This window comes from Prevotella sp. tc2-28 (genome assembly GCF_900107705.1).
GTDB lineage: Bacteria > Bacteroidota > Bacteroidia > Bacteroidales > Bacteroidaceae > Prevotella.
This window is the reverse complement of record NZ_FNRE01000002.1, coordinates 36,740-54,509: the sequence shown is the minus strand read 5'-3', so window position 1 is coordinate 54,509 and position 17,770 is coordinate 36,740. Positions and strand designations below refer to the sequence as shown.

19 protein-coding genes are annotated in these 17,770 nt (G+C 49.5%); 4 read left to right on the top strand and 15 right to left on the bottom strand.

The window, feature by feature from the left end; translation table 11 throughout:
• Positions 1-53: 53 nt before the first annotated feature.
• From BLU47_RS01820 to BLU47_RS01750, 14 genes are all read right to left on the bottom strand, one after another.
• Positions 54-557 (bottom strand): GNAT family N-acetyltransferase, encoded by a 504-nt coding sequence (locus BLU47_RS01820; RefSeq protein WP_091957639.1) that lies wholly within the window; start codon positions 555-557, stop codon positions 54-56.
• Complete coding sequence (locus BLU47_RS01815; RefSeq protein WP_091957637.1) at positions 544-1,422, bottom strand: glycosyltransferase family 2 protein; 879 nt, start codon at positions 1,420-1,422, stop codon at positions 544-546. Before BLU47_RS01815 ends, BLU47_RS01820 begins: the two co-directional genes overlap by 14 nt.
• Complete coding sequence (locus tag BLU47_RS01810) at positions 1,401-1,640, bottom strand: hypothetical protein (RefSeq protein WP_091957635.1); 240 nt, start codon at positions 1,638-1,640, stop codon at positions 1,401-1,403. Before BLU47_RS01810 ends, BLU47_RS01815 begins: the two co-directional genes overlap by 22 nt.
• 40 nt (positions 1,641-1,680) lie before the next feature.
• Positions 1,681-2,307: a recombination mediator RecR gene (gene recR, locus BLU47_RS01805; RefSeq protein WP_091957633.1), complete on the bottom strand. Its 627-nt coding sequence runs from the start codon at positions 2,305-2,307 to the stop codon at positions 1,681-1,683.
• 2 nt (positions 2,308-2,309) lie between these two features.
• Entirely contained in the window at positions 2,310-4,085 is a 1,776-nt protein-coding gene (gene abc-f / locus BLU47_RS01800) for a ribosomal protection-like ABC-F family protein (protein ID WP_091957630.1), read from the bottom strand.
• Positions 4,082-5,602, bottom strand: a complete 1,521-nt coding sequence (locus BLU47_RS01795) for an SLC13 family permease (protein ID WP_091957628.1) — start codon at positions 5,600-5,602, stop codon at positions 4,082-4,084. The genes abc-f and BLU47_RS01795 overlap by 4 nt, the downstream gene beginning before the upstream one ends.
• A gap of 28 nt (positions 5,603-5,630) precedes the next feature.
• A complete protein-coding gene (locus BLU47_RS01790; RefSeq protein WP_091957625.1) occupies positions 5,631-6,698 on the bottom strand; it encodes an HAD family hydrolase in 1,068 nt (355 codons plus the stop codon).
• Positions 6,699-6,714: 16 nt separating this feature from the next.
• Complete coding sequence (gene yihA / locus BLU47_RS01785; protein ID WP_091957623.1) at positions 6,715-7,317, bottom strand: ribosome biogenesis GTP-binding protein YihA/YsxC; 603 nt, start codon at positions 7,315-7,317, stop codon at positions 6,715-6,717.
• Between the two features lie 99 nt (positions 7,318-7,416).
• Positions 7,417-7,863, bottom strand: coding sequence for a D-Ala-D-Ala carboxypeptidase family metallohydrolase (locus BLU47_RS01780; protein WP_091957620.1), 447 nt, complete (start codon positions 7,861-7,863; stop codon positions 7,417-7,419).
• Positions 7,860-8,294 carry a hypothetical protein gene (locus BLU47_RS01775; RefSeq protein ID WP_255402053.1) on the bottom strand — a complete coding sequence of 145 codons (435 nt, stop codon included), beginning with the start codon at positions 8,292-8,294 and terminating at the stop codon, positions 7,860-7,862. Before BLU47_RS01775 ends, BLU47_RS01780 begins: the two co-directional genes overlap by 4 nt.
• A 39-nt stretch (positions 8,295-8,333) precedes the next feature.
• Positions 8,334-10,667, bottom strand: coding sequence for a hypothetical protein (locus BLU47_RS01770; RefSeq protein ID WP_255402052.1), 2,334 nt, complete (start codon positions 10,665-10,667; stop codon positions 8,334-8,336).
• Positions 10,668-10,671: 4 nt separating this feature from the next.
• Positions 10,672-11,376, bottom strand: coding sequence for a BRO family protein (locus BLU47_RS15040; protein WP_255402051.1), 705 nt, complete (start codon positions 11,374-11,376; stop codon positions 10,672-10,674).
• Between the two features lie 249 nt (positions 11,377-11,625).
• Positions 11,626-11,934: a hypothetical protein gene (locus BLU47_RS01755; protein ID WP_091957618.1), complete on the bottom strand. Its 309-nt coding sequence runs from the start codon at positions 11,932-11,934 to the stop codon at positions 11,626-11,628.
• Between the two features lie 173 nt (positions 11,935-12,107).
• Positions 12,108-13,241 (bottom strand): hypothetical protein, encoded by a 1,134-nt coding sequence (locus BLU47_RS01750; protein WP_143025427.1) that lies wholly within the window; start codon positions 13,239-13,241, stop codon positions 12,108-12,110.
• A gap of 297 nt (positions 13,242-13,538) precedes the next feature.
• On the opposite strand from BLU47_RS01750, the gene BLU47_RS01745 reads away from it, so the two are divergent.
• Together BLU47_RS01745 and BLU47_RS01740 are read left to right on the top strand one after the other, a co-directional pair.
• Positions 13,539-13,772, top strand: a complete 234-nt coding sequence (locus BLU47_RS01745) for a hypothetical protein (protein ID WP_091957614.1) — start codon at positions 13,539-13,541, stop codon at positions 13,770-13,772.
• On the top strand, positions 13,763-14,029 hold the full coding sequence (locus tag BLU47_RS01740) for a Txe/YoeB family addiction module toxin (protein WP_091957611.1): 267 nt from the start codon (positions 13,763-13,765) through the stop codon (positions 14,027-14,029). The genes BLU47_RS01745 and BLU47_RS01740 overlap by 10 nt, the downstream gene beginning before the upstream one ends.
• A 269-nt stretch (positions 14,030-14,298) precedes the next feature.
• On the opposite strand, the gene BLU47_RS01735 is transcribed toward BLU47_RS01740, so the two are convergent.
• Complete coding sequence (locus tag BLU47_RS01735; protein ID WP_143025426.1) at positions 14,299-16,527, bottom strand: hypothetical protein; 2,229 nt, start codon at positions 16,525-16,527, stop codon at positions 14,299-14,301.
• 242 nt (positions 16,528-16,769) lie between these two features.
• Between BLU47_RS01735 and BLU47_RS01730 the strand changes: the two genes are divergently transcribed.
• Complete coding sequence (locus BLU47_RS01730; protein ID WP_143025425.1) at positions 16,770-17,018, top strand: hypothetical protein; 249 nt, start codon at positions 16,770-16,772, stop codon at positions 17,016-17,018.
• Between the two features lie 24 nt (positions 17,019-17,042).
• On the top strand, positions 17,043-17,192 hold the full coding sequence (locus BLU47_RS14615; protein WP_176780410.1) for a hypothetical protein: 150 nt from the start codon (positions 17,043-17,045) through the stop codon (positions 17,190-17,192).
• Positions 17,193-17,770 lie beyond the last annotated feature (578 nt).

The window sequence follows — 17,770 nt, the reverse complement described above, 5'->3', positions numbered from 1 at the left end:
CGGGTGCAAAGGTAATCAGAAAATCCGAATAAACAAAACTTTTTCGGGAAAATTTATAAAAATCTTTGCATTAACACCGCATCGGTATATTTTCTGCCGTCGTAGAGCCAGTCTTTCAACCTGTTTTGTGTCTGGAAACCTGCTTTTTCATAGAGAGCTAGAGCGGCCTCGTTGTCGGAAGCCACCACTCCATAGAGCTGATGCATGTGGAGCACCTGGCGGGCATAGCGGCACAATTCCTCCAAAGCTTCGGTGGCATAGCCCTTACGCCGTTCTGCATCCAGGATGACAATGCCTGTCTCTGCTCGCAGATGGCTGGGCGAGAAGTTAACCAGGTCGGCAATGCCGACCGTCTCCCCGTTATGGTCCTCAATAATCATACGTACCTGTCTGTCAGCATAGGCATCATCACTCGATGTGGCGATATAGTCGTGCAGTGTATAGCGGGAATACGGCACATTGGTCGTTCCCACGTTCCACAGTCGAGTGTCGTTCTCTATCTCGTAGAGCAAGTCGAGGTCTTCAGGCTCAATGGCTCGCAGTTTAATCGTCTTCATAGTCGTCGTGGTGAGGGTTGATAAAATGGTGCAGCTTCCTGCCTATCATCTGGATGAGGGCTATCGCAGCACGGAAATAGATAGCGCACTGTACGGGCAACGTGAAGAAAAAGCTCAGATGTCCGTAGTGTTTGCGGAAGAAGATGAGCATGGCCTGGTAGAACACGTGGACATAGCGGAACGACGACTTCTGCGTCGACTCTCCCTTGTAGTGTATGATGTCAAAAGGCAGGTACCAGTTCTGCCAACCGCCGTGGATGAGGCGGTATGAGAGATCGATGTCCTCACCGTACATGAAGTAATCCTCATCCAACAGCCCCACCTGGTTGAGGGCTTCGCGCCGCAACAGACAGTAGGCGCCACTGATGACCTCGATGCGACAGGGCTTGTCCCAAGGTAGGTCACTCATATAGTAGCGACGGGTGAACCCCAACATTTTAAGCATCGACACCCACGGTGTCGGAATGGCGCGCCGTGATTCCGGTGCGGGTTGTCCGTCACGTGTCAACATGCGTACACCTGCACCACCCGTCTCCAGATGTTCATCCATGAAAGCGATACATCCACGGATGGTGTCGGGATAGACGATGGTGTCAGGGTTCAGCAACAAAACATAGTCGGAGTCCGTCTGACGAATAGCCATATTGTTAGCACGTGCAAAACCCACATTCTCCTTGTTAGCAATGATCTGCACGTCAGGACAGTTTGCCTGCAGATAACTGACGGTATCATCCTTCGAGCAGTTGTCGACAACGATGATTTCGCCATCAATTCCCTCGAGGGCTTTTCGCACGCTATCAATACACTCCACCAACAGGCGGCGCACATTATAGCTGACAATGACTATGCTGATTTTCTTGGCCATACGAAAGGAAGACAAAGTAAGAGAATGACGCCGAGATAGAAGAATACGGTGGTACGATAGACGGCATAGAGGATGCCGTTCATCAACAGGGGTACCACAATTATCGCCATACGCAGTTTCCAGTTATGGCGAAACAAGCGCAGTCCCAGATAGGCACACAACAAGGTGGCTATCTCCATCAGCGTTGTCCATATAAATAATAAGGTGTCCGAATTCATCCCCTTTTCAATTTTATTTATTCTTCAATTTTTCAATTCTTTAATTCTTCAATTTTTCAAATGGAGTTCTGTTCAGTATGGATCGTCCCAGTGTCACCTCGTCGGTATATTCCAGTTCGTCACCTACGGAGATACCTCGTGCGATGATGCTGATTTTGACATTGGTATAGGGCGCCAGTTTTCGGAAGATGTAGAAGTTGGTGGTGTCGCCCTCCATCGTGGAACCGAGCGCTAGAATCACCTCCTTCACTTCCCCACTGGCAACGCGAGCCACCAGTGACTCGATTTCCAGGTCGGCAGGCCCGATACTGTCCATTGGCGATATGACGCCTCCCAGCACATGATAGCGCCCGTGAAATTGTTGTGTATTCTCCACAGCCATCACGTCCTGTATGTTCTCCACCACACATATGGTGCTATGGTCGCGTCGCGGGTCACTACAAATAGGACAGGTGTCACTGTCCGAGATGTTATGGCACACCTTGCATCGCTTCACCTCCCGACGCATCCTGGCGATGGTGTCGGCAAAGTGTGTCACGTCATCAGTTTCCTGGCGCAACAGGTGCAACACCAGTCGCAAGGCAGTCTTCCGACCTATTCCCGGCAGTTTGGCGAACTCCTGTACCGCCTGCTCCAGCAGTTGTGATGGATATTGTTGTTGTATCATGATTAATTCTCTATTTCACTCAGTTCCAGCCATCGCATCGATTTCTCGTCCAGCTCGTCCTTCAAGACAGGGAGCCGTTTACTTAGGGCAGTAATCTCGTCAACGGATGTCGTTCCTCCGCAGAGGGCTTCCTCTATCTGTTTCTGCTCTGCCTCCAGTGTGGCGATGTCTTTCTCCAACTGTTCCAGTTCTCGTTTCTCCTTGTAGCTTAGCTTGCGCTTGGCGGTGGCAACATTGTTTGCCGGCTGTTTCTTCTCGTTCTTAACGCTCTTCTCCGATTTCTCTTCTTCCTTCTCACCACTTGAGAATTCCCGATATTGTGTATAGTTACCGGGGAAGTCCTTGATTTCTCCTTGTCCCTTAAACACCAATAGGTGGTCAACCACCTTATCCATGAAATAGCGGTCGTGCGAGACGACGATGACGCATCCGGGAAAGTCCTGCAGGTATTCTTCCAGTATCTGCAGCGTCACGATATCCAGGTCGTTGGTAGGCTCGTCCAATACTAGGAAGTTGGGATTGCGCATCAGCACTGTACACAGGTACAGCTTGCGTCGCTCACCTCCCGAGAGTTTATAGACATAGTTGTGTTGCTGTTCGGGAGTGAACAGGAAATATTGCAGCAGTTGCGAAGCCGACAACTTGCGTCCGCTTCCCAAATCTACGTAGTCGGCAATGTCGGTAATGACGTCTATCACCTTCTGCTGTTCGTCAAACTGCAACCCTTCCTGCGAGAAGTAGCCGAACTTCACAGTGTCGCCAATCACGATGCGCCCTTCGTCTACGGGTTCCTCGCCCAGCAGCATCTTGATGAAAGTCGACTTTCCCGTACCGTTGGCTCCCACGATACCCATTTTCTCGAAACGTGAGAAATTGTAGTAGAAGTTCTTGAGGATGACGAGGTCGTCAAAGGCTTTGGAGATATACTGGCACTCAAAAATCTTCGAACCGATATAGACGTTGGATGCCTTCAGGCGCAGCTGGCGCTCCTCCAGTCGCTGCTTGGCGATGCGTTCCAGTTCGTAGAAAGCTTCCTCGCGGTATCGCGCCTTGTGCCCTCGGGCTTGCGGCATGCGTCGCATCCATTCCAGTTCGGTGCGGTACAGGTTGTTGGCGCGTGCTATCTCCGCCCTGCGGTTGTCGATGCGCTCCTGGCGTTTCTCCAAATAGTAGGCATAGTTGCCGCGATAGGTATAGATGGTGCGGTCGTCCAGTTCGAGGATGACGCTGCACACCCGGTCCAGGAAGAATCTGTCGTGGGTTACCATCAGTAATGTGCGGTTGCCGCGTTGCAGATATCCCTCCAGCCATTCTATCATCTCCAGATCCAGGTGGTTGGTGGGCTCGTCCAATATCAGCAGATCGGGTTCCGTCAGCAGTACGTTGGCCAGCGCCACACGCTTCTGCTGTCCACCGCTCAACTGTCCTACGGGTTGTTCCAGGTTACGAATCTTCAACTGTGTCAGTACCTGCTTAGCTTTCAGTACTTTATCCGGATCTCCTTGATGATTAAAGCAAGCATCCAGTACAGATTCATCAGGGTCGAAACGGGGTGTCTGTTCAAGGAATCCCACTTTCAAGTCGCGTCGGAAGATAATCTCTCCGCTGTCGTAGCCCTCCTTACCTGAGAGGATGCTGAGCAGCGTCGACTTACCCGTTCCGTTCTTGGCTATCAGTCCTACGCGCTGGCCTTCGCCAATGCTGAAACTGATGTCATTGAACAGCTGCAAGGCACCGAACGACTTCGAGAGGTGTTGAACGTCGAGATAGGGAATCATAGACCCATGACAAATTTAACAAACAGGATGACTACAGGTACGGTTACCAACAGGATACCGAAGAAGTCGATGATTAATCCCGTCTTGATCATCTTCGTGATAGGCACATAGCCTGATGCGTAGACGATGGCGTTTGGCGGTGTTGATACTGGCATCATGAATCCCAGCGACGAGGCAAGGGCAACTCCCACAGCGACAGGAATAGGACTGATGCCGACAGAGACTGCCGTCGTGATGGCGATAGAGCCTATCAGATTGACGGCAGCAGTGTGCGACGTGAACTCGGAGAGTATCAGGGCACTGATGCAGAACACACCCACGAAAACCCACTCGGAAGGCTGGTTGCCCAGCACGTCCTTCAGTCCGTTACCTATCCAGTCGGACAGTCCTGTTGTGTACATCATAGCACCCATTGACAGGCCGCCGCCAAAAAGCAGCAGTGTGCCCCACTCGATGCCTTCCATACCTTCTTTCCATTTCATCGTCATCTGGCCCGTCTTCACATTGACAGGCAGGAAGAACAACAACAAACCTCCCACCATAGCGGCAATAGACTCGGGGAAATGTTTGTCGTAGAAGGTCATCACCTCTGAATGGGCACCGTAGACAACGCTCAGCACACTCGGAGCCACCCACAGGAAAACAGCTACTCCGAAAGCTATCAGCGTGTTCTTCTGTGCACGTGTCCATTTTCCTAATGAAGCCACATAATCGCTGATGAATTTCTCGGCTCCCTCGATGTGTTTCACGTCGGCAGGGAACAAGCGCCACAGCACTATATAGGCTATCACGAAATAGATAATCATAGCCACCGTGCCCCATGTCATCCACTGGAAGAACGATACCGTTGGCGCTTGGGGAGCCAGCTCGTTGAGGAATCCCAGCATGATGATGTTGGGAGGTGTTCCGATGGGAGTCATCACACCGCCTATGCTGCAGGCATACGCTGTCATCAGCATCAGACCGGTGGCATATTTGTAGTTTTTCAAGTCGATGATCTTGCCGTTCTGGGCCATCATCTCACGGATGGCTTCCAAAAGTCCTAGGGCAATGGGAAACATCATGGCTGCTGTTGCCGTGTTACTAATCCATCCTGAACAGAGGATACAGGCCAGTCCGATGGCGAGGAAGATGCGGCGTGGCGAGTTGCCCACCCATTTCATCGACAGAATGCCGTAGGCGATGCGCTTGTCCAGTCCGTTGACCATCATACCCTTCGCCAGCAGGAAACCACCCATGAAAAGGAATATCAAGGGGTTGGCAAAGTTCGAGAAGGCGTCCTTGATGGGGGCAATGCCCAGCACCACACATAACGTGGGTCCCAGCAGCGATGTCACAGGGATGGGCACAGGTTCGGTAATCCACCAGATAGCTACGAGCGACATCACAGCCAGCATGTGGTGGGCATTCCCCGACAGTTCACCAATGGGCATCAACCAAATCAACAGGGCACACAAAGGACCCATCACGGCACCTACGACGCGTCGCATATGTTCAAATCCACCTTCTTCTTTCATCGCTTTTCCTCCAAAATCTTTTTAGTCTTTAAAAATGGAAATCTACTTTCTGTACACCAGGTCCATAGATAGTCTTGAAATCGTTCTTCATGGAGATGATGTGGTAGCCTGCTTCGCGCCATTTGGCCTCGCGACGGGCTCCTTCAGCCAGGTCGGCATGATCGCGGTCGGCATCGTCGGCCACCAGCATGAACGTGGCGGTGCGGTACTTCGCGTTACCCATGCAGTAGTTATGCATAGCGCAGTCGCCGCTGCTGTTGCCGAATGACAGGACGGGCACCTTACCAATCTCCTGCGATATCTGCAGCACCTTGTTGGTCTTCAGGTTCTTGATAATCAGTTCGTCGGTTCTCACCAAGTATTCTTCCTTACCCATCGTATAGGTCACACCGGGTTCCTCGCCTTGTTTGTTGGACTTCAGCTTCACATCCATGCCGATGACTCTGCTGGGCGATATTCCGATGCTCTCTACGAGCGAACGACAGATAAAGCGGTCGCTACCTGAGACCACATAGCAGGTAAAGTGATGGTCTGCCAGATAGGCAAACACTTCGAGCATGGGTTTGTAGAATCCCTGGCCGTAGGTCATGCCGGTAAATCCGTTGGCGGGCAGCGCTCCATAGGCCTTCACATAGGCGTCAAACTGGGCGAGCGTCATGCCGGAATAAGCCTTGGCGGCTGCATGGGCATGTATCATGTCGAAGTTGGCTGGCAATGGTTTGCCGGTGCGCACGAAGTCGCGGATGCTCTGTGCTGCCTCGCGCACATCCTCAGGGGCCTTGTCGCTGTAGCTCTTGTCGTCCAGCACGCGGTATTCCAGCATGTTGTATTCGAAATAGGTAGGATAGAGCTCGGCAACGAAGGTGCCGTCCATGTCGAACGTGGCAATACGGTCCTCCACCTTGATATAGTTGGCCGACTGCTCGTTGGTCACGTCCTCCACGTAACTTTTCAGTGCCGTCAGCGCCTCACAATTGTTCCACGACGGGAAATAGTCTTTCTGAGACTTTCCACTATCGCCTTCATCACAACTCATTGTCATGACCATCAGGCATATCAGCACCACGGTCTGCATCCACAAAGTATTTCTTTTCATTTCAATCCTTGATGTTTTAACTCTTCAATCCTTCATTGATTTCCTCAATATATCCCAGCACATCGTCCCTACCCTCTTTCTTCTCTGCAGAGGTCAGGAACATCGGGGGCATTTCCTCCCACGTCTCCGACAGTTTCTTCTTATATGCCTCCATCGCCTGGCGACACTTGTTGGGTGTCAGCTTGTCGGCTTTGGTGAAGACGATGGCGAAGGGCACCGACGACACACCGAGCCATTCGATGAACTCGAGGTCTATCTTCTGCGGTTCCAGCCGGATGTCAACCAGCACGAACACGTTGACTAGTTGCTCGCGTTGCAGGATGTAGCCGCGAATCATCTGATCCAGCTTGTCCACCTCCTTCTTCGACCGCTTGGCATAGCCGTAGCCGGGCAGGTCCACCAGATACCACTCCTTATTAATAATAAAGTGGTTGATGAGCAGCGTCTTACCCGGTGTGGCACTCGTCTTGGCGAGCTTGCGGTTGTTCGTCAGCATGTTAATCAGACTCGACTTCCCCACATTCGACCGTCCGATGAAGGCATACTCTGGCTTTGTGTCCTTGGGACACATTGACACCATGGGTGCTGAAAGTGAGAACTCTGCTTGTTTGATGTCCATCTCTATCTTGTTGTGAAATTACTGTACTTTTTTATTTTGTGATGCAAAAATAAGCTAAAAAAATGAGACTACCAAATTTTGTAATCTCATTTTCTTTTCCTACCGCTTGAAATTAGTTTTTCTCCGGTTGTCCTGTGGGCGCACCGCAAAATGAATCCAGACGACGCTACGCTTCTGCTCTATCAGCAGCTCGTCGAAGTCTTCGCGGCTTTGGTCGCTGATGTCCAGCAAGATAGCCGCATAGCGCAATGCCTGTTCCATCCCGATGCAACGGATGTCCACGGCGCACCCCGTCAGGTGGTTCGACGTAGGCACACCGCCTACCGCCTTGTTCACCGCTGCCGACCGGAAACCCGAGTTGATGATAATCGGGTCGTCACCATCGCCGTACTTGTCGTTCCATCGCTTCCGCAGACGTTCCAGCCAACGGCACACCCGCTTTAAGTTCTCTACTTGTGCCTCATTCGGCACGTTTGCTATATGCTGTTTTGTCTTGGTTAACTCAGCGAGCGTCATGTGCTCGCTGAGGTTAGTTTGTTTATTCATTTCTTCTTTTTGTTTACGTTAATTGGTGTACTATTAGGAAATGCGATGCTGTAGGCCGCGTCGAGGGCCTTCAGATTGATTTTCCAAAAACTGATGCCGGCACGTACGGCTACGATGGCGCGTAGCAGCTCACGGTGCCTGAGCGGATAGAGCGAGGGTAGGGGCAGTTCGTTCCATCCTTCCTGCTCACTGAGGTGGCACACCTCCCAGATGAAATCGTCGGTGGCTTCATAGCCGAACCACGACTTCAACACATTGCGGATACAGAACCGCTTATACTGACCTCCGAGGAGGCACCTCGTGCGCTCCAGCTTACGCCAGAGCTGCACGAAACATTCTTGATTGTTCTGAACGGACTCTCCCCCCGCCCTCTCTGTTAGAGAGGGAGCTGATAGTTTTTTTAATTGAGGGCTTGATTGTATCTGTTTCATATTATGATGTACGCTTAAGGTAGATTAATAATTATAAGACTATATACTCCCCTCGCTACAAGAGAGGGGGCGGGGGAGAGTCTGAAACTTCCGCTTATACTCCTCAGTCTTGCAGTACCTGCCGCTCACCTCGTCAAAGACAATATATCCGCGACTCTGCCAACTGCGCAACGTGCCGTCACCGCTACCACTCTTGCCCTGCTGCTGGCGCATCTGGCGGTACTGGTCTTTGGTGAATTCATCGGGCAGAAGTTCCAGCAGGTTCTGTGGCCCTGACTGACGTTGAATCTCCACCTCTTCACGAAGCTCTTTTTCAAGCTGTTGACCGAAGTACAACATCTTACACCAGAGATTATATTGCTGAGTCCAGCGGACAAAATCTGCAATTTCCTTCGACCATTTGTAGCCGTGAGCCACATAGAGCACCATTCCCTTCAGCCAGGCGATGACGTTGGCGCGATAGGAGAAAACCCTGTAGGCCTCGCTCTCATAGAGCTTTGCGGCATCCTTGTTCTCCTGCTTCATCTCGAGCGACAGCTTCTTCGACTGCGGGCACTCAATCAGTCCGTTGGCAGCCTCTAAGCGGTCGATGTAGGGCTTGAGTTCCTGCGCAAAGGTGTGGTCGTAGATGCCCTGAATGGGTGCGGTGTCATCGTCGTCATCGGCCTTGATAATCGTCGAGATGTCCAGTCGGCTCACAGTTCCGTCGTTCACCATCTTGAAGAAAAATTTCTTGGCGTTGGGAGGGGTCGTTGATGCGTTAAAGTTCCACCTTAAGGGGGCTATACCCGATACGCTGTCGGCACCTACGCGCTCCTGACCGGCATCACTGTTGTCAAAAGCCTTACGAATCAGCAGACCAACCTCATCCACCGTCCCTTTCGACGTCACCTTCTTCAAACCCTCAATCTCGTCCACGATGGTATAGATAAATCGCTGACCGTTGTTGTTGGCATCTACAATGCGCTGGTTAAAGACGGCATCTGTCAGGTTGTCAATCAACATCTGAATACAAATATCGGTTGGTCTGGGGTCTTTCTTCTGCTTCGCTCCCGGGTTCTTCTGCTTCCATTCCGCCTCACGTTGACGGTTGGGCTGGTCGCGCTGCTTGATGTCCTCCATGATGTACTCGATAGGCTTCTTGATGGTACCCTTACCGATACTCTGCCGGCCTATCAGGATGTTCATGAACGTGGCCTCGTGCTCCACGTTGTCCCAATAGCGGAACTTCACGCCGTGCAGGTGAGCACCCAGTGCCGGGAACACCGCATTGGCCACAGCGGGCTTGTAGAACCAGGGCACGTTCTTCGTCAACAGCCTAATCAGCGGCGGCAACTTCTTGGGCATCGCCGGTGGAGTGGTCAGCGTACCGCCACAAGCCTTGACTGCTTGTTGTGACTTCAACGCCTGCAGCACCTGCTTCAATCTGTAGGGCATACCCTTGCGAGGCTCTTTCAGCGCATTCTCAATAGTCTTGCGCCACTCAGCCTCTTCCTCTGGAGTGCACAGCGGAACCGACCCTTCTGTGCACTTTTTCGCCCAATAGTTGGGAACAACCTGCATCATCTTCTCCAGCGAATAGCCGCAGATGCTACGGATAGTCACCGCCAACTCAAACGTCAGCGCATTACGGTCACCCTCCACTGGCTCCTTACCATCGTTGAACAGCTCCCAATACTTCGCGATAATGTCCGCATAGGGAATGCCGTTGTAGGACAGACCCTCCCCCGTCCCCTCCCTGTGAGTGAGGGGAGTAGTATGCTGCAGTTCCTGAGAGTGACTGCTCTCCCCCTGCAGGGGGAGTTGGGAGGGGGTCTGTCTGAATATCTCATCATCCAAATAAATCAGCTCCGCCTCCGTCGTGGTGAAGAACACGCGGGTAATGTCCTTGGCACCCTTGTCGTACTCCACGCCCAGCAGATCGCTTGCCCAACGCAGATTGTCCTCCTGCGACAGCTCCTCGCGGCGACGAAATACCAGGTGGAAACCCTTCGACGCCGAGCGTTCCAGCATCAGCAGTCCCAGCGCATCCTTCTTCGACAGCACCATTTCGGGAACCTTCTTCAGCCATTCCTCCTTCCTGGCAGCTATCTGCTCTTCCCCTTCATGGGGAAGCGGGGAAGGGGTCCAGTCCACATCCATGCCCACCGTCGTACTCATGCGCTTGGCACCTTTCAGCGTGCCGTCGTCGTTGGGCAGACAGCTGTAGTTCATCTGCACCAGACTGCTCTTCACCGCCTCGTCGCCCTGTCGGATTCTCGCCACGTTGTCTTGCTGGAAACCGCCGTTGCGCAACTTCATATATTCCTCTCTCGTTAGAACGGGGCGCATCATTTTCACCCCGTCATTGTAATAAATCATGTGTACACTCATAGTCTTAGAAGTTGGGATAACCGAGTTTAGAATTCAAATAACGCAGGCCATCGAGCGTCCACGTCATATACACCTTCACCTTCTTGACACCCTTCAGCGAATAACTGACGTGTGTCCTCATGCGTACGAAGTCGCGGTCGGCCAGATCATCGCAGATGTTCCAATGACCCCCTCGACGATACTGGATGCCCATGTCGCGCACCACGCAGTTGAAGTCATAGACCGACATGTTGAACGTCTTGGCCACCTGGGTCGCCGTCAGCGTGTCCTCGGCATCGGCGTTCAGCATACAAAGCGTGCGACAAACAATGGCGTCGGCACGGTTGATAATCTCTTCATTGGAGAGCTGTCGGCCATTGGCATCCTTAGTTGGAATGTAACCGCCCGTCTTTCGGATCTGTGGCAGCACCTCGCTGGTCACCCAACGCTTGAAGGCCTTCGCCTGTGGCAGTTTAGAAGAGAGGATGAGTGCATACAGACCGCTCTCGTTGATGATGACAACCTTCGACTTATAGTTCGAACCAGTCCCCTGAATCAGGGTAGTGGTTTTGTCGTCGGTATCAACATGCGTGGCAATAGCGTTTTCTGGTTTGCTGTACCCCAGTGCCGTAGCCACGTCTTTGCCTACGAACATGATTTGGTTATTAACTTGGCAAGTACGAATCTCACCGAAAATATCACTTGTAAAAATCTGAATATTTGCTTTCATTTTGTTTGAGTTGAATTATTTAATTCACTTTTTCTCGCCATGCCAAAGCTCAAACGAGTTTGGCTTTGGTCATTTGGCTTATCGAAAAAGTTGAATTTTTAGCGAGAGAAGTTTAAGAAAGGGCCCTACACCTCACGGTGCTCAATTGATTCCCTCACTTCAACTCAGGGTTAATAGACTCTCCCCCCTGCCCCTCTCTTGTAGCGAGGGGAGATAATATTCTCCCCTAAAGGGGAGTTAGAGGGGTCTTTATTTCAGTTTCACGATATCAGTTGCCAGAATCTCTTGGAACGTCTGCCCCTGATATTCGTGTGTAGAGAAACGAAGCGTGGCTACTACCACATCACCTTCGTAGAACCTGCACGCCGCCAGATTGCCCAGCATGGCGCACACATACTCGTTTTCGAACGTCTTGCCTTGCAAGCGTCCTTCGGTCGAGCGACCACCCAGTTCGCGCAACACGATGTTGCACTTCTGAATAGTACCTGTTTCGGCCTTAGCCGACTGTACGCTGAAGGCCTCGCCCTGGCGTACCACTTTCAAGATTTTTGTTTCCATAATGTATCAATAAGTCAAAGATCGCGAAACCGATTTTCGAGCGAAGCTCAAAGATCACTTGTGATTGATTCACGCTGCAAAATTACAAACATACAAAAACAAAAAGCCCCTATATAGGGCCTATAATAGGGGCTATATAGGGGATAAACTATACTGTTTATCAGCGAGTTATGCTAATCCTCGAAAATCTTGTCTATCTCTTCCGAACGTGCGGGCGACTTGCCCGTTTCCTGCATTTCCCATTTCTCCTGTGCCAGATTGTTGATGTGCCACAGCTCCTGAAACGGCTTCCACTTCGAACGCATCTGCAACTTGTCGGAAAATACATCGGCAATATACATGGCCTGCTTTCGTGTCGTGGTGGGCGACAGCTGGTAATGTTCATCGACGAAGCCAGCTTTTTGCAACCTTTTCCAATACTTCATCGCCATACCGGTAGCCAACACATCGGGCAGAAGACTGCTGTCCTCACTTTCCTGTTGGGCATCTTGCAACTTCTTGTATTCCTCCTGCGCCAGCGTTATCTTGTGCATATACTTCAGGAAATTCGTACGGTTAGCCTTCGCCTTCTCCTCGCGGCGACTGGCGTAAAAATGCTGACCTACACGGGCCGCATTCACCACCAGAAAACCGTCGGTATAGTCAACTAACTTGCGCAGGACGGCATAGTTCTTGTAGATCAGTTTTCTGCTTTCTGTGTCCACGTCCAACTGTTCAAAATCAAACTCGCCCGGATAGCGTGTGGTGCGTTGTATGTGCTCCACCCTGGCACTGAACACACCCTTGTTGAACATGTGCACCAGCTTCTCCAAAGCGTAATCGACAATATCCTCCAGACTCGGTGTGCCGTAGCATTGGTCCTCCTTCCACTCGTCGAAGGTCTTACGCGCCGACTTTGCCGTCTTCGAGCCCAGATAGCGCCGCTTCTCCTGCTCATAGAGTCGTGCATATTCCTCATTGCTATGATGTCGCGACAGCTGACTGCCTATTTGCGACAGCACATTGCTCAGCCCGCCCAGCGCGTCGTTCACCTGCTGTGTCAATTCCTGCAAATCGTCGTTCTTTATGGTCAGTTCCCACGACAACACCTCTTCGCTCATCACGTCGAAGTCAGCATCAACATCGGCGTCCAGCACGGCCTCCTGACTGACACGATCCAATACCTCTTTCGACAGCATTTCCACTGCCTCCATAATGTCCGCCAACACGCCCATCAGCCGGTATCTCGTACCCGCCGAGGGCCGTTCTTCCCTCAAACTGGAAAGCCTCTCAGCCACTCCAGTCAGTATATTTTTGTAGTCCACCATTTGTTTTAATAACTAAGATTGTTTCAGATATTTCTTCCTATCATCATAGGGGACTGCAAAGGTATAAAAAATCTCATTACGCTAATACACCGGAATGGTTAATAATATAAAAAATGTGGATAACTCGCAGGTTATCCACAATTAGTTAGTAAAGTGCACAATAGGGTCGGTTCCGCTGTGCACTCCTGCTCTATGATGATTTTATGATCGTCCATAAATCAAATATTTTTCTTGTTTTTAATTGTTGGTAATAAAATATTGTTTATCTTTGCAGCGGAAAATATAAAAATAGCAGTTATGACAGCAGTACAAATGCAAATCAACACTGAGCTTTTCGGGGCTCTACAAGCCATATCGGGTGACGAAGCCTTGATGAAAAAGGCTGTGCGTGCACTCAAGCGAATTGCTGCACAGAAGCAAACGAGCAATGTTATGCCAATAGCAGAGCTGGAGGAAATAGTACGCCAGGGAGATAAGGAGATTGCTGCAGGTAATCTGCATCCCATTGCTATTGATGACCTATGGAAGTAGTTCTGCTTGAAAAAGCCCGTAAAGATCGTGATTATTGGAAGAAGACGGGTAATGTAAAAATCATGAAGCGCATCACCGACCTGCTTAATGATATAGAGAAACATCCTTTTACTGGTATAGGCAAACCAGAACCATTGAAAGGCAATCTCCAAGGCAAGTGGAGCAGGCGCATCAACAATGAGCACCGCATGGTTTACTCCATTAGCAGTGGACGTATTTACATTTATGTCTTTTCGTTGAAAGGTCATTATCTCTAAATTTTATCAAACGTCAATAGTTTATTCCGATAATATTCATACTGCTTTTCGCGCTGACATCAGCCATCTGACATCTTACATCAAACGTCACTCACCTGTCCCTGTGGCACCAGATATTTCTTCCTATCATCATAGGGGACTGCAAAGGTATAAAAAATCTCATTACGCTAATACACCGGAATGGTTAATAATATAAAAAATGTGGATAACTCGCAGGTTATCCACAATTAGTTAGTAAAGTGTTCGGAAGAGTTGGTTCTGTTGTGCTACTACTTCGCCGTGATAGTCATCGTGTAAGGATTCGGGTGATTGCCATCGGCGCAGTACCACTTGATGGTGAACTGCGATACGCCTCTGTCCAAGGCATAGCCTCTCAGCGTCTGCAAGGCATTGGGGTCGTTGAGCATTTTCTTCGACGTGTCCACCAGGCGCTGGATGGTGTTCTCGCTCTCAGGCGTCTGGTCGGCAAGCACGATGGTGGGCTGATAAAGGTTTGGGAACTGTGTCTTCAGGGCGTCGGTCAGTTCGTCTTTCACGCCTTTGTAGCCATCCTGTCCCAACTCCGGGAAGTCCACATCCATAGTCCACGTCTGCTTTGCACGGTTAGGAGTTTGGAGTGTATAGGAAACAGTATTGTTGTTGGCATCCGTAGAAGAGGTGGAACATAATTTACTGTCACCAAGAAGGAATAACGGTTCAGAAAAATCATCATCACCATCTGTACAGCTTGCAACAAGTGAACACATCGTTGGCATGTGGTATGTCTCTAAGGTGTATGCTCCTTCTGGATTAGCAACAGACCAGCATGCCTGATTGTCTATATTAACATCAGAGGTAAGAGCATCTGGTGCTATGGCATGTGTGGCATTTCCTTTGTCAATATCCCCCATATCAGTTTTGCCACATTCGTAGGTCCATTTTACCTTGTTTCCCTCTGTATTCTTTACACATTTCAACTCCTTTGCATTTTCCGTAGTCGTCAAGGTATATGATGTGCCTGTTGTCCAACCATGAGAGAAATTGAGTCCGAGTGCACCACTTGGATTACTTCCTACAAAACCGGGGCTAAAGGTACCGCCGATGGTATTGGTTTCAGACTCTGTTGTACCTACGGCAACTGAACGGCTGATGTTGTTGTTGTCGGTATCAGGGACAGCATCTTCGAGCTGTATGCTGCCTTTGCCTGTAAGGTTTAGAGAGAAATCACCCTTGTTAAACCAAGCACCATATACAGCACAGCCAATATAATCTCCATATATCCCCATCGCCAATTTCATTTCTTCTTCCATTTCGGAAAAGTCGAAGCCTAATGTATTGTCCGGGTCACTATATCTGCCTTTTTCTACCCCTATCCACTTATCATTGTTATACGGACCTCTATAGAGTGTCTTTGAGGCATTCCAGAGATCATCGCCTTCACGCTTGCCGCCTACTGAGGCTACAACTTTCTGTTCTGTGTAATAATAGTCTTTGTTGGTTTCCATGTTATGAACACCCCATACGCGGATGATTTCCTGATAGGCATTGTCCTTCTTGAGAGGATTGTTCACTTCAAGGATTTTATTGCCATCTTTGTCTTTGTTAACCAAAACAGCAGCGAGCGCATTCTGATAGGTGTGCTCCTCGCTGGCGCTCATCAGGCTGTTGATGGCATCACCACCATCAGCTCGGTTGCTCGCCCTGCGCACCTGCTGTGCTGCGTCGCGATTGTTCAGCCAACTGGCTGCACCATCGGCAAGGTAACCACTGCTGCATTGGTCATATTCTTGCGTGATGGTTTTTGTCTTGGTGCTATTCGAACCATCTTTGTTTGTTACAGTATAAGTAATAGTCCTGGTGCCATAAGGTGCACACTGGTAATAGCCCATACGGGAGAAGATGACCATCTCGGCAACAGCATCTGCCTCGCCTACCCCACTTCGGGTGGCTGCCAGAGCATTGATGTTTGTAATGCGAGTCTTCATCTTCGCTGCATCAGCATTGATAGTATTGCTGGAAGTCAGGGTGTTTGGTGGAACGATATTGACAACAACACCACTGCCATCATCTTTTGTAAGGATATCGTATGTTGCCTGCTCAAAATGTGCCGACAACTGCTCCAACACTTGTACCAAATGTGCATTATGGGGCTTCTCTATTGCGATATAGCCACCAGTCAGATATATCTTTGCTGCCTCCAGCCATTCAGTAAGAGGGCGATTTAGGATGTCCTCACCCTTAATCAGAACCATCTTCGTGCCAGCATCAAGGCTGCTCGTAGTCTTAGACAGACGGCGCACCAGCGCGCCACCCATAGACTTCTCGTCAAAGGAGCTCAGCACTGCTGTCGGAACATCTGCCGTCACCTTGACATTCAACTCGTCCACATTCACGTCGGTAGGATTAGTACCGCCGCCGTTATCATTGCTGGCTATGTCTTCTTTGGCACAGCCTGTCATCAACATCGCAATCCCTATCAGGACTGCGGAAAGAAAATAACTACGATTTTTAGTCTTCATAATCATTTCAGTTTTAGATTTTTGTCAATAGATGTTGCAAATATACAACATTTTTTTTGATATGCAAGCTAAATCACCATTTTTTTATCACACCGTGCCTGGCACCGTGTGACAGGGTTCATAGCCTTACCACTTATTTTTTACTGTCACGCCTGTCACGCCGTAACGCTTTTCTTATCGAAAATTTGGAAAGTTCAGAATTATTATCTATCTTTGCAATCAGAATAATAAAATGAATGACTATGAATGCAGTATCATTGAACAACCTTTGGACCTATATCCAAGGTCTTTCGCTTACGGCAAGCAATCGCAAATGGTTGGCCGAAAAGCTCATAGAACCCGAAACCAATGTCCCCCCAGTGTTACAAACCTGGGAGGAGGCTATGTCAGATCTTGACGAGTCGGAGAAAGAGTTCGAACGTGGTGATGTGCTGACGGATGAGGAGTTCAACACCAAGTGCCAGGCATTGATTGATAGTTTTGCAGTTTGAAAATGCAGTTAGAAGTATCCAAACGTGCTCAACGCCAATGGCTACGCATCCTTGTTTACTTCCATCATCAACGACTATTACAAGGTCATCTATTATGTTACGGGCGATACCCTCCGCATTGCAGCCTTCTGGGATATGCGCATGAATCCAGAAAAATTGAAAAAGACGATATAAACAACATTGTCGAACAAATAAAACAGATTGCCTATGGGCTAGGCATTCAACTTCTGCCAGGGTTAAGAATGAGGTACCCTAAAAGGCATTCAACCCATGGCAGGGTTAAGGTAAAAACCATTCCGCTCGGCTTTACCGCTTCGCTTACGAAGAACTTTTTCTAGTACATCTGCTCTCGCTGTTGCAGTGTTGCAGTGTTGCAGTGTTGCAGTTCCAAAATAGGTTATACGAAAGTCAAAAATTAACTCTATATTTATATATAAATATAGAAGTATTTTTAGGGTATGGGAATAGCCTTGAGAGAACTGCAACACTGCAACAACTACAACGTTTGAGACGAATCGGGAAAAATCGTAGAAAAATGAAGAATTTCTTGTGAAATATTCGTGAACCGCAATGAAAGATTCTTACCTTTGCAGTGTCAAATTGAAATAGCGGACGGGCGATCTTTAAGGATAAAAATTGCGAGATTTAAATCTAGAAATTGCGCGCATTAATGGTAGCAATTGTTTTCCTTAACAGCACCTTCTGGAAGCGAAACAAGACGACAACGAGAGTATTAACAAAATTGTTTACAA

Excerpts from the sequence above, each read along its gene's own strand:
- BLU47_RS01820 (WP_091957639.1), bottom strand. The coding sequence starts at position 557 with ATGAAGACGATTAAACTGCGAGCCATTGAGCCTGAAGACCTCGACTTG.
- BLU47_RS01815 (WP_091957637.1), bottom strand. The coding sequence starts at position 1,422 with ATGGCCAAGAAAATCAGCATAGTCATTGTCAGCTATAATGTGCGCCGC.
- BLU47_RS01810 (WP_091957635.1), bottom strand. The coding sequence starts at position 1,640 with ATGAATTCGGACACCTTATTATTTATATGGACAACGCTGATGGAGATA.
- recR (WP_091957633.1), bottom strand. The coding sequence starts at position 2,307 with ATGATACAACAACAATATCCATCACAACTGCTGGAGCAGGCGGTACAG.
- abc-f (WP_091957630.1), bottom strand. The coding sequence starts at position 4,085 with ATGATTCCCTATCTCGACGTTCAACACCTCTCGAAGTCGTTCGGTGCC.
- BLU47_RS01795 (WP_091957628.1), bottom strand. The coding sequence starts at position 5,602 with ATGAAAGAAGAAGGTGGATTTGAACATATGCGACGCGTCGTAGGTGCC.
- BLU47_RS01790 (WP_091957625.1), bottom strand. The coding sequence starts at position 6,698 with ATGAAAAGAAATACTTTGTGGATGCAGACCGTGGTGCTGATATGCCTG.
- yihA (WP_091957623.1), bottom strand. The coding sequence starts at position 7,317 with ATGGACATCAAACAAGCAGAGTTCTCACTTTCAGCACCCATGGTGTCA.
- BLU47_RS01780 (WP_091957620.1), bottom strand. The coding sequence starts at position 7,863 with ATGAATAAACAAACTAACCTCAGCGAGCACATGACGCTCGCTGAGTTA.
- BLU47_RS01775 (WP_255402053.1), bottom strand. The coding sequence starts at position 8,294 with ATGAAACAGATACAATCAAGCCCTCAATTAAAAAAACTATCAGCTCCC.
- BLU47_RS01770 (WP_255402052.1), bottom strand. The coding sequence starts at position 10,667 with ATGAGTGTACACATGATTTATTACAATGACGGGGTGAAAATGATGCGC.
- BLU47_RS15040 (WP_255402051.1), bottom strand. The coding sequence starts at position 11,376 with ATGAAAGCAAATATTCAGATTTTTACAAGTGATATTTTCGGTGAGATT.
- BLU47_RS01755 (WP_091957618.1), bottom strand. The coding sequence starts at position 11,934 with ATGGAAACAAAAATCTTGAAAGTGGTACGCCAGGGCGAGGCCTTCAGC.
- BLU47_RS01750 (WP_143025427.1), bottom strand. The coding sequence starts at position 13,241 with ATGGTGGACTACAAAAATATACTGACTGGAGTGGCTGAGAGGCTTTCC.
- BLU47_RS01745 (WP_091957614.1), top strand. The coding sequence starts at position 13,539 with ATGACAGCAGTACAAATGCAAATCAACACTGAGCTTTTCGGGGCTCTA.
- BLU47_RS01740 (WP_091957611.1), top strand. The coding sequence starts at position 13,763 with ATGGAAGTAGTTCTGCTTGAAAAAGCCCGTAAAGATCGTGATTATTGG.
- BLU47_RS01735 (WP_143025426.1), bottom strand. The coding sequence starts at position 16,527 with ATGAAGACTAAAAATCGTAGTTATTTTCTTTCCGCAGTCCTGATAGGG.
- BLU47_RS01730 (WP_143025425.1), top strand. The coding sequence starts at position 16,770 with ATGAATGCAGTATCATTGAACAACCTTTGGACCTATATCCAAGGTCTT.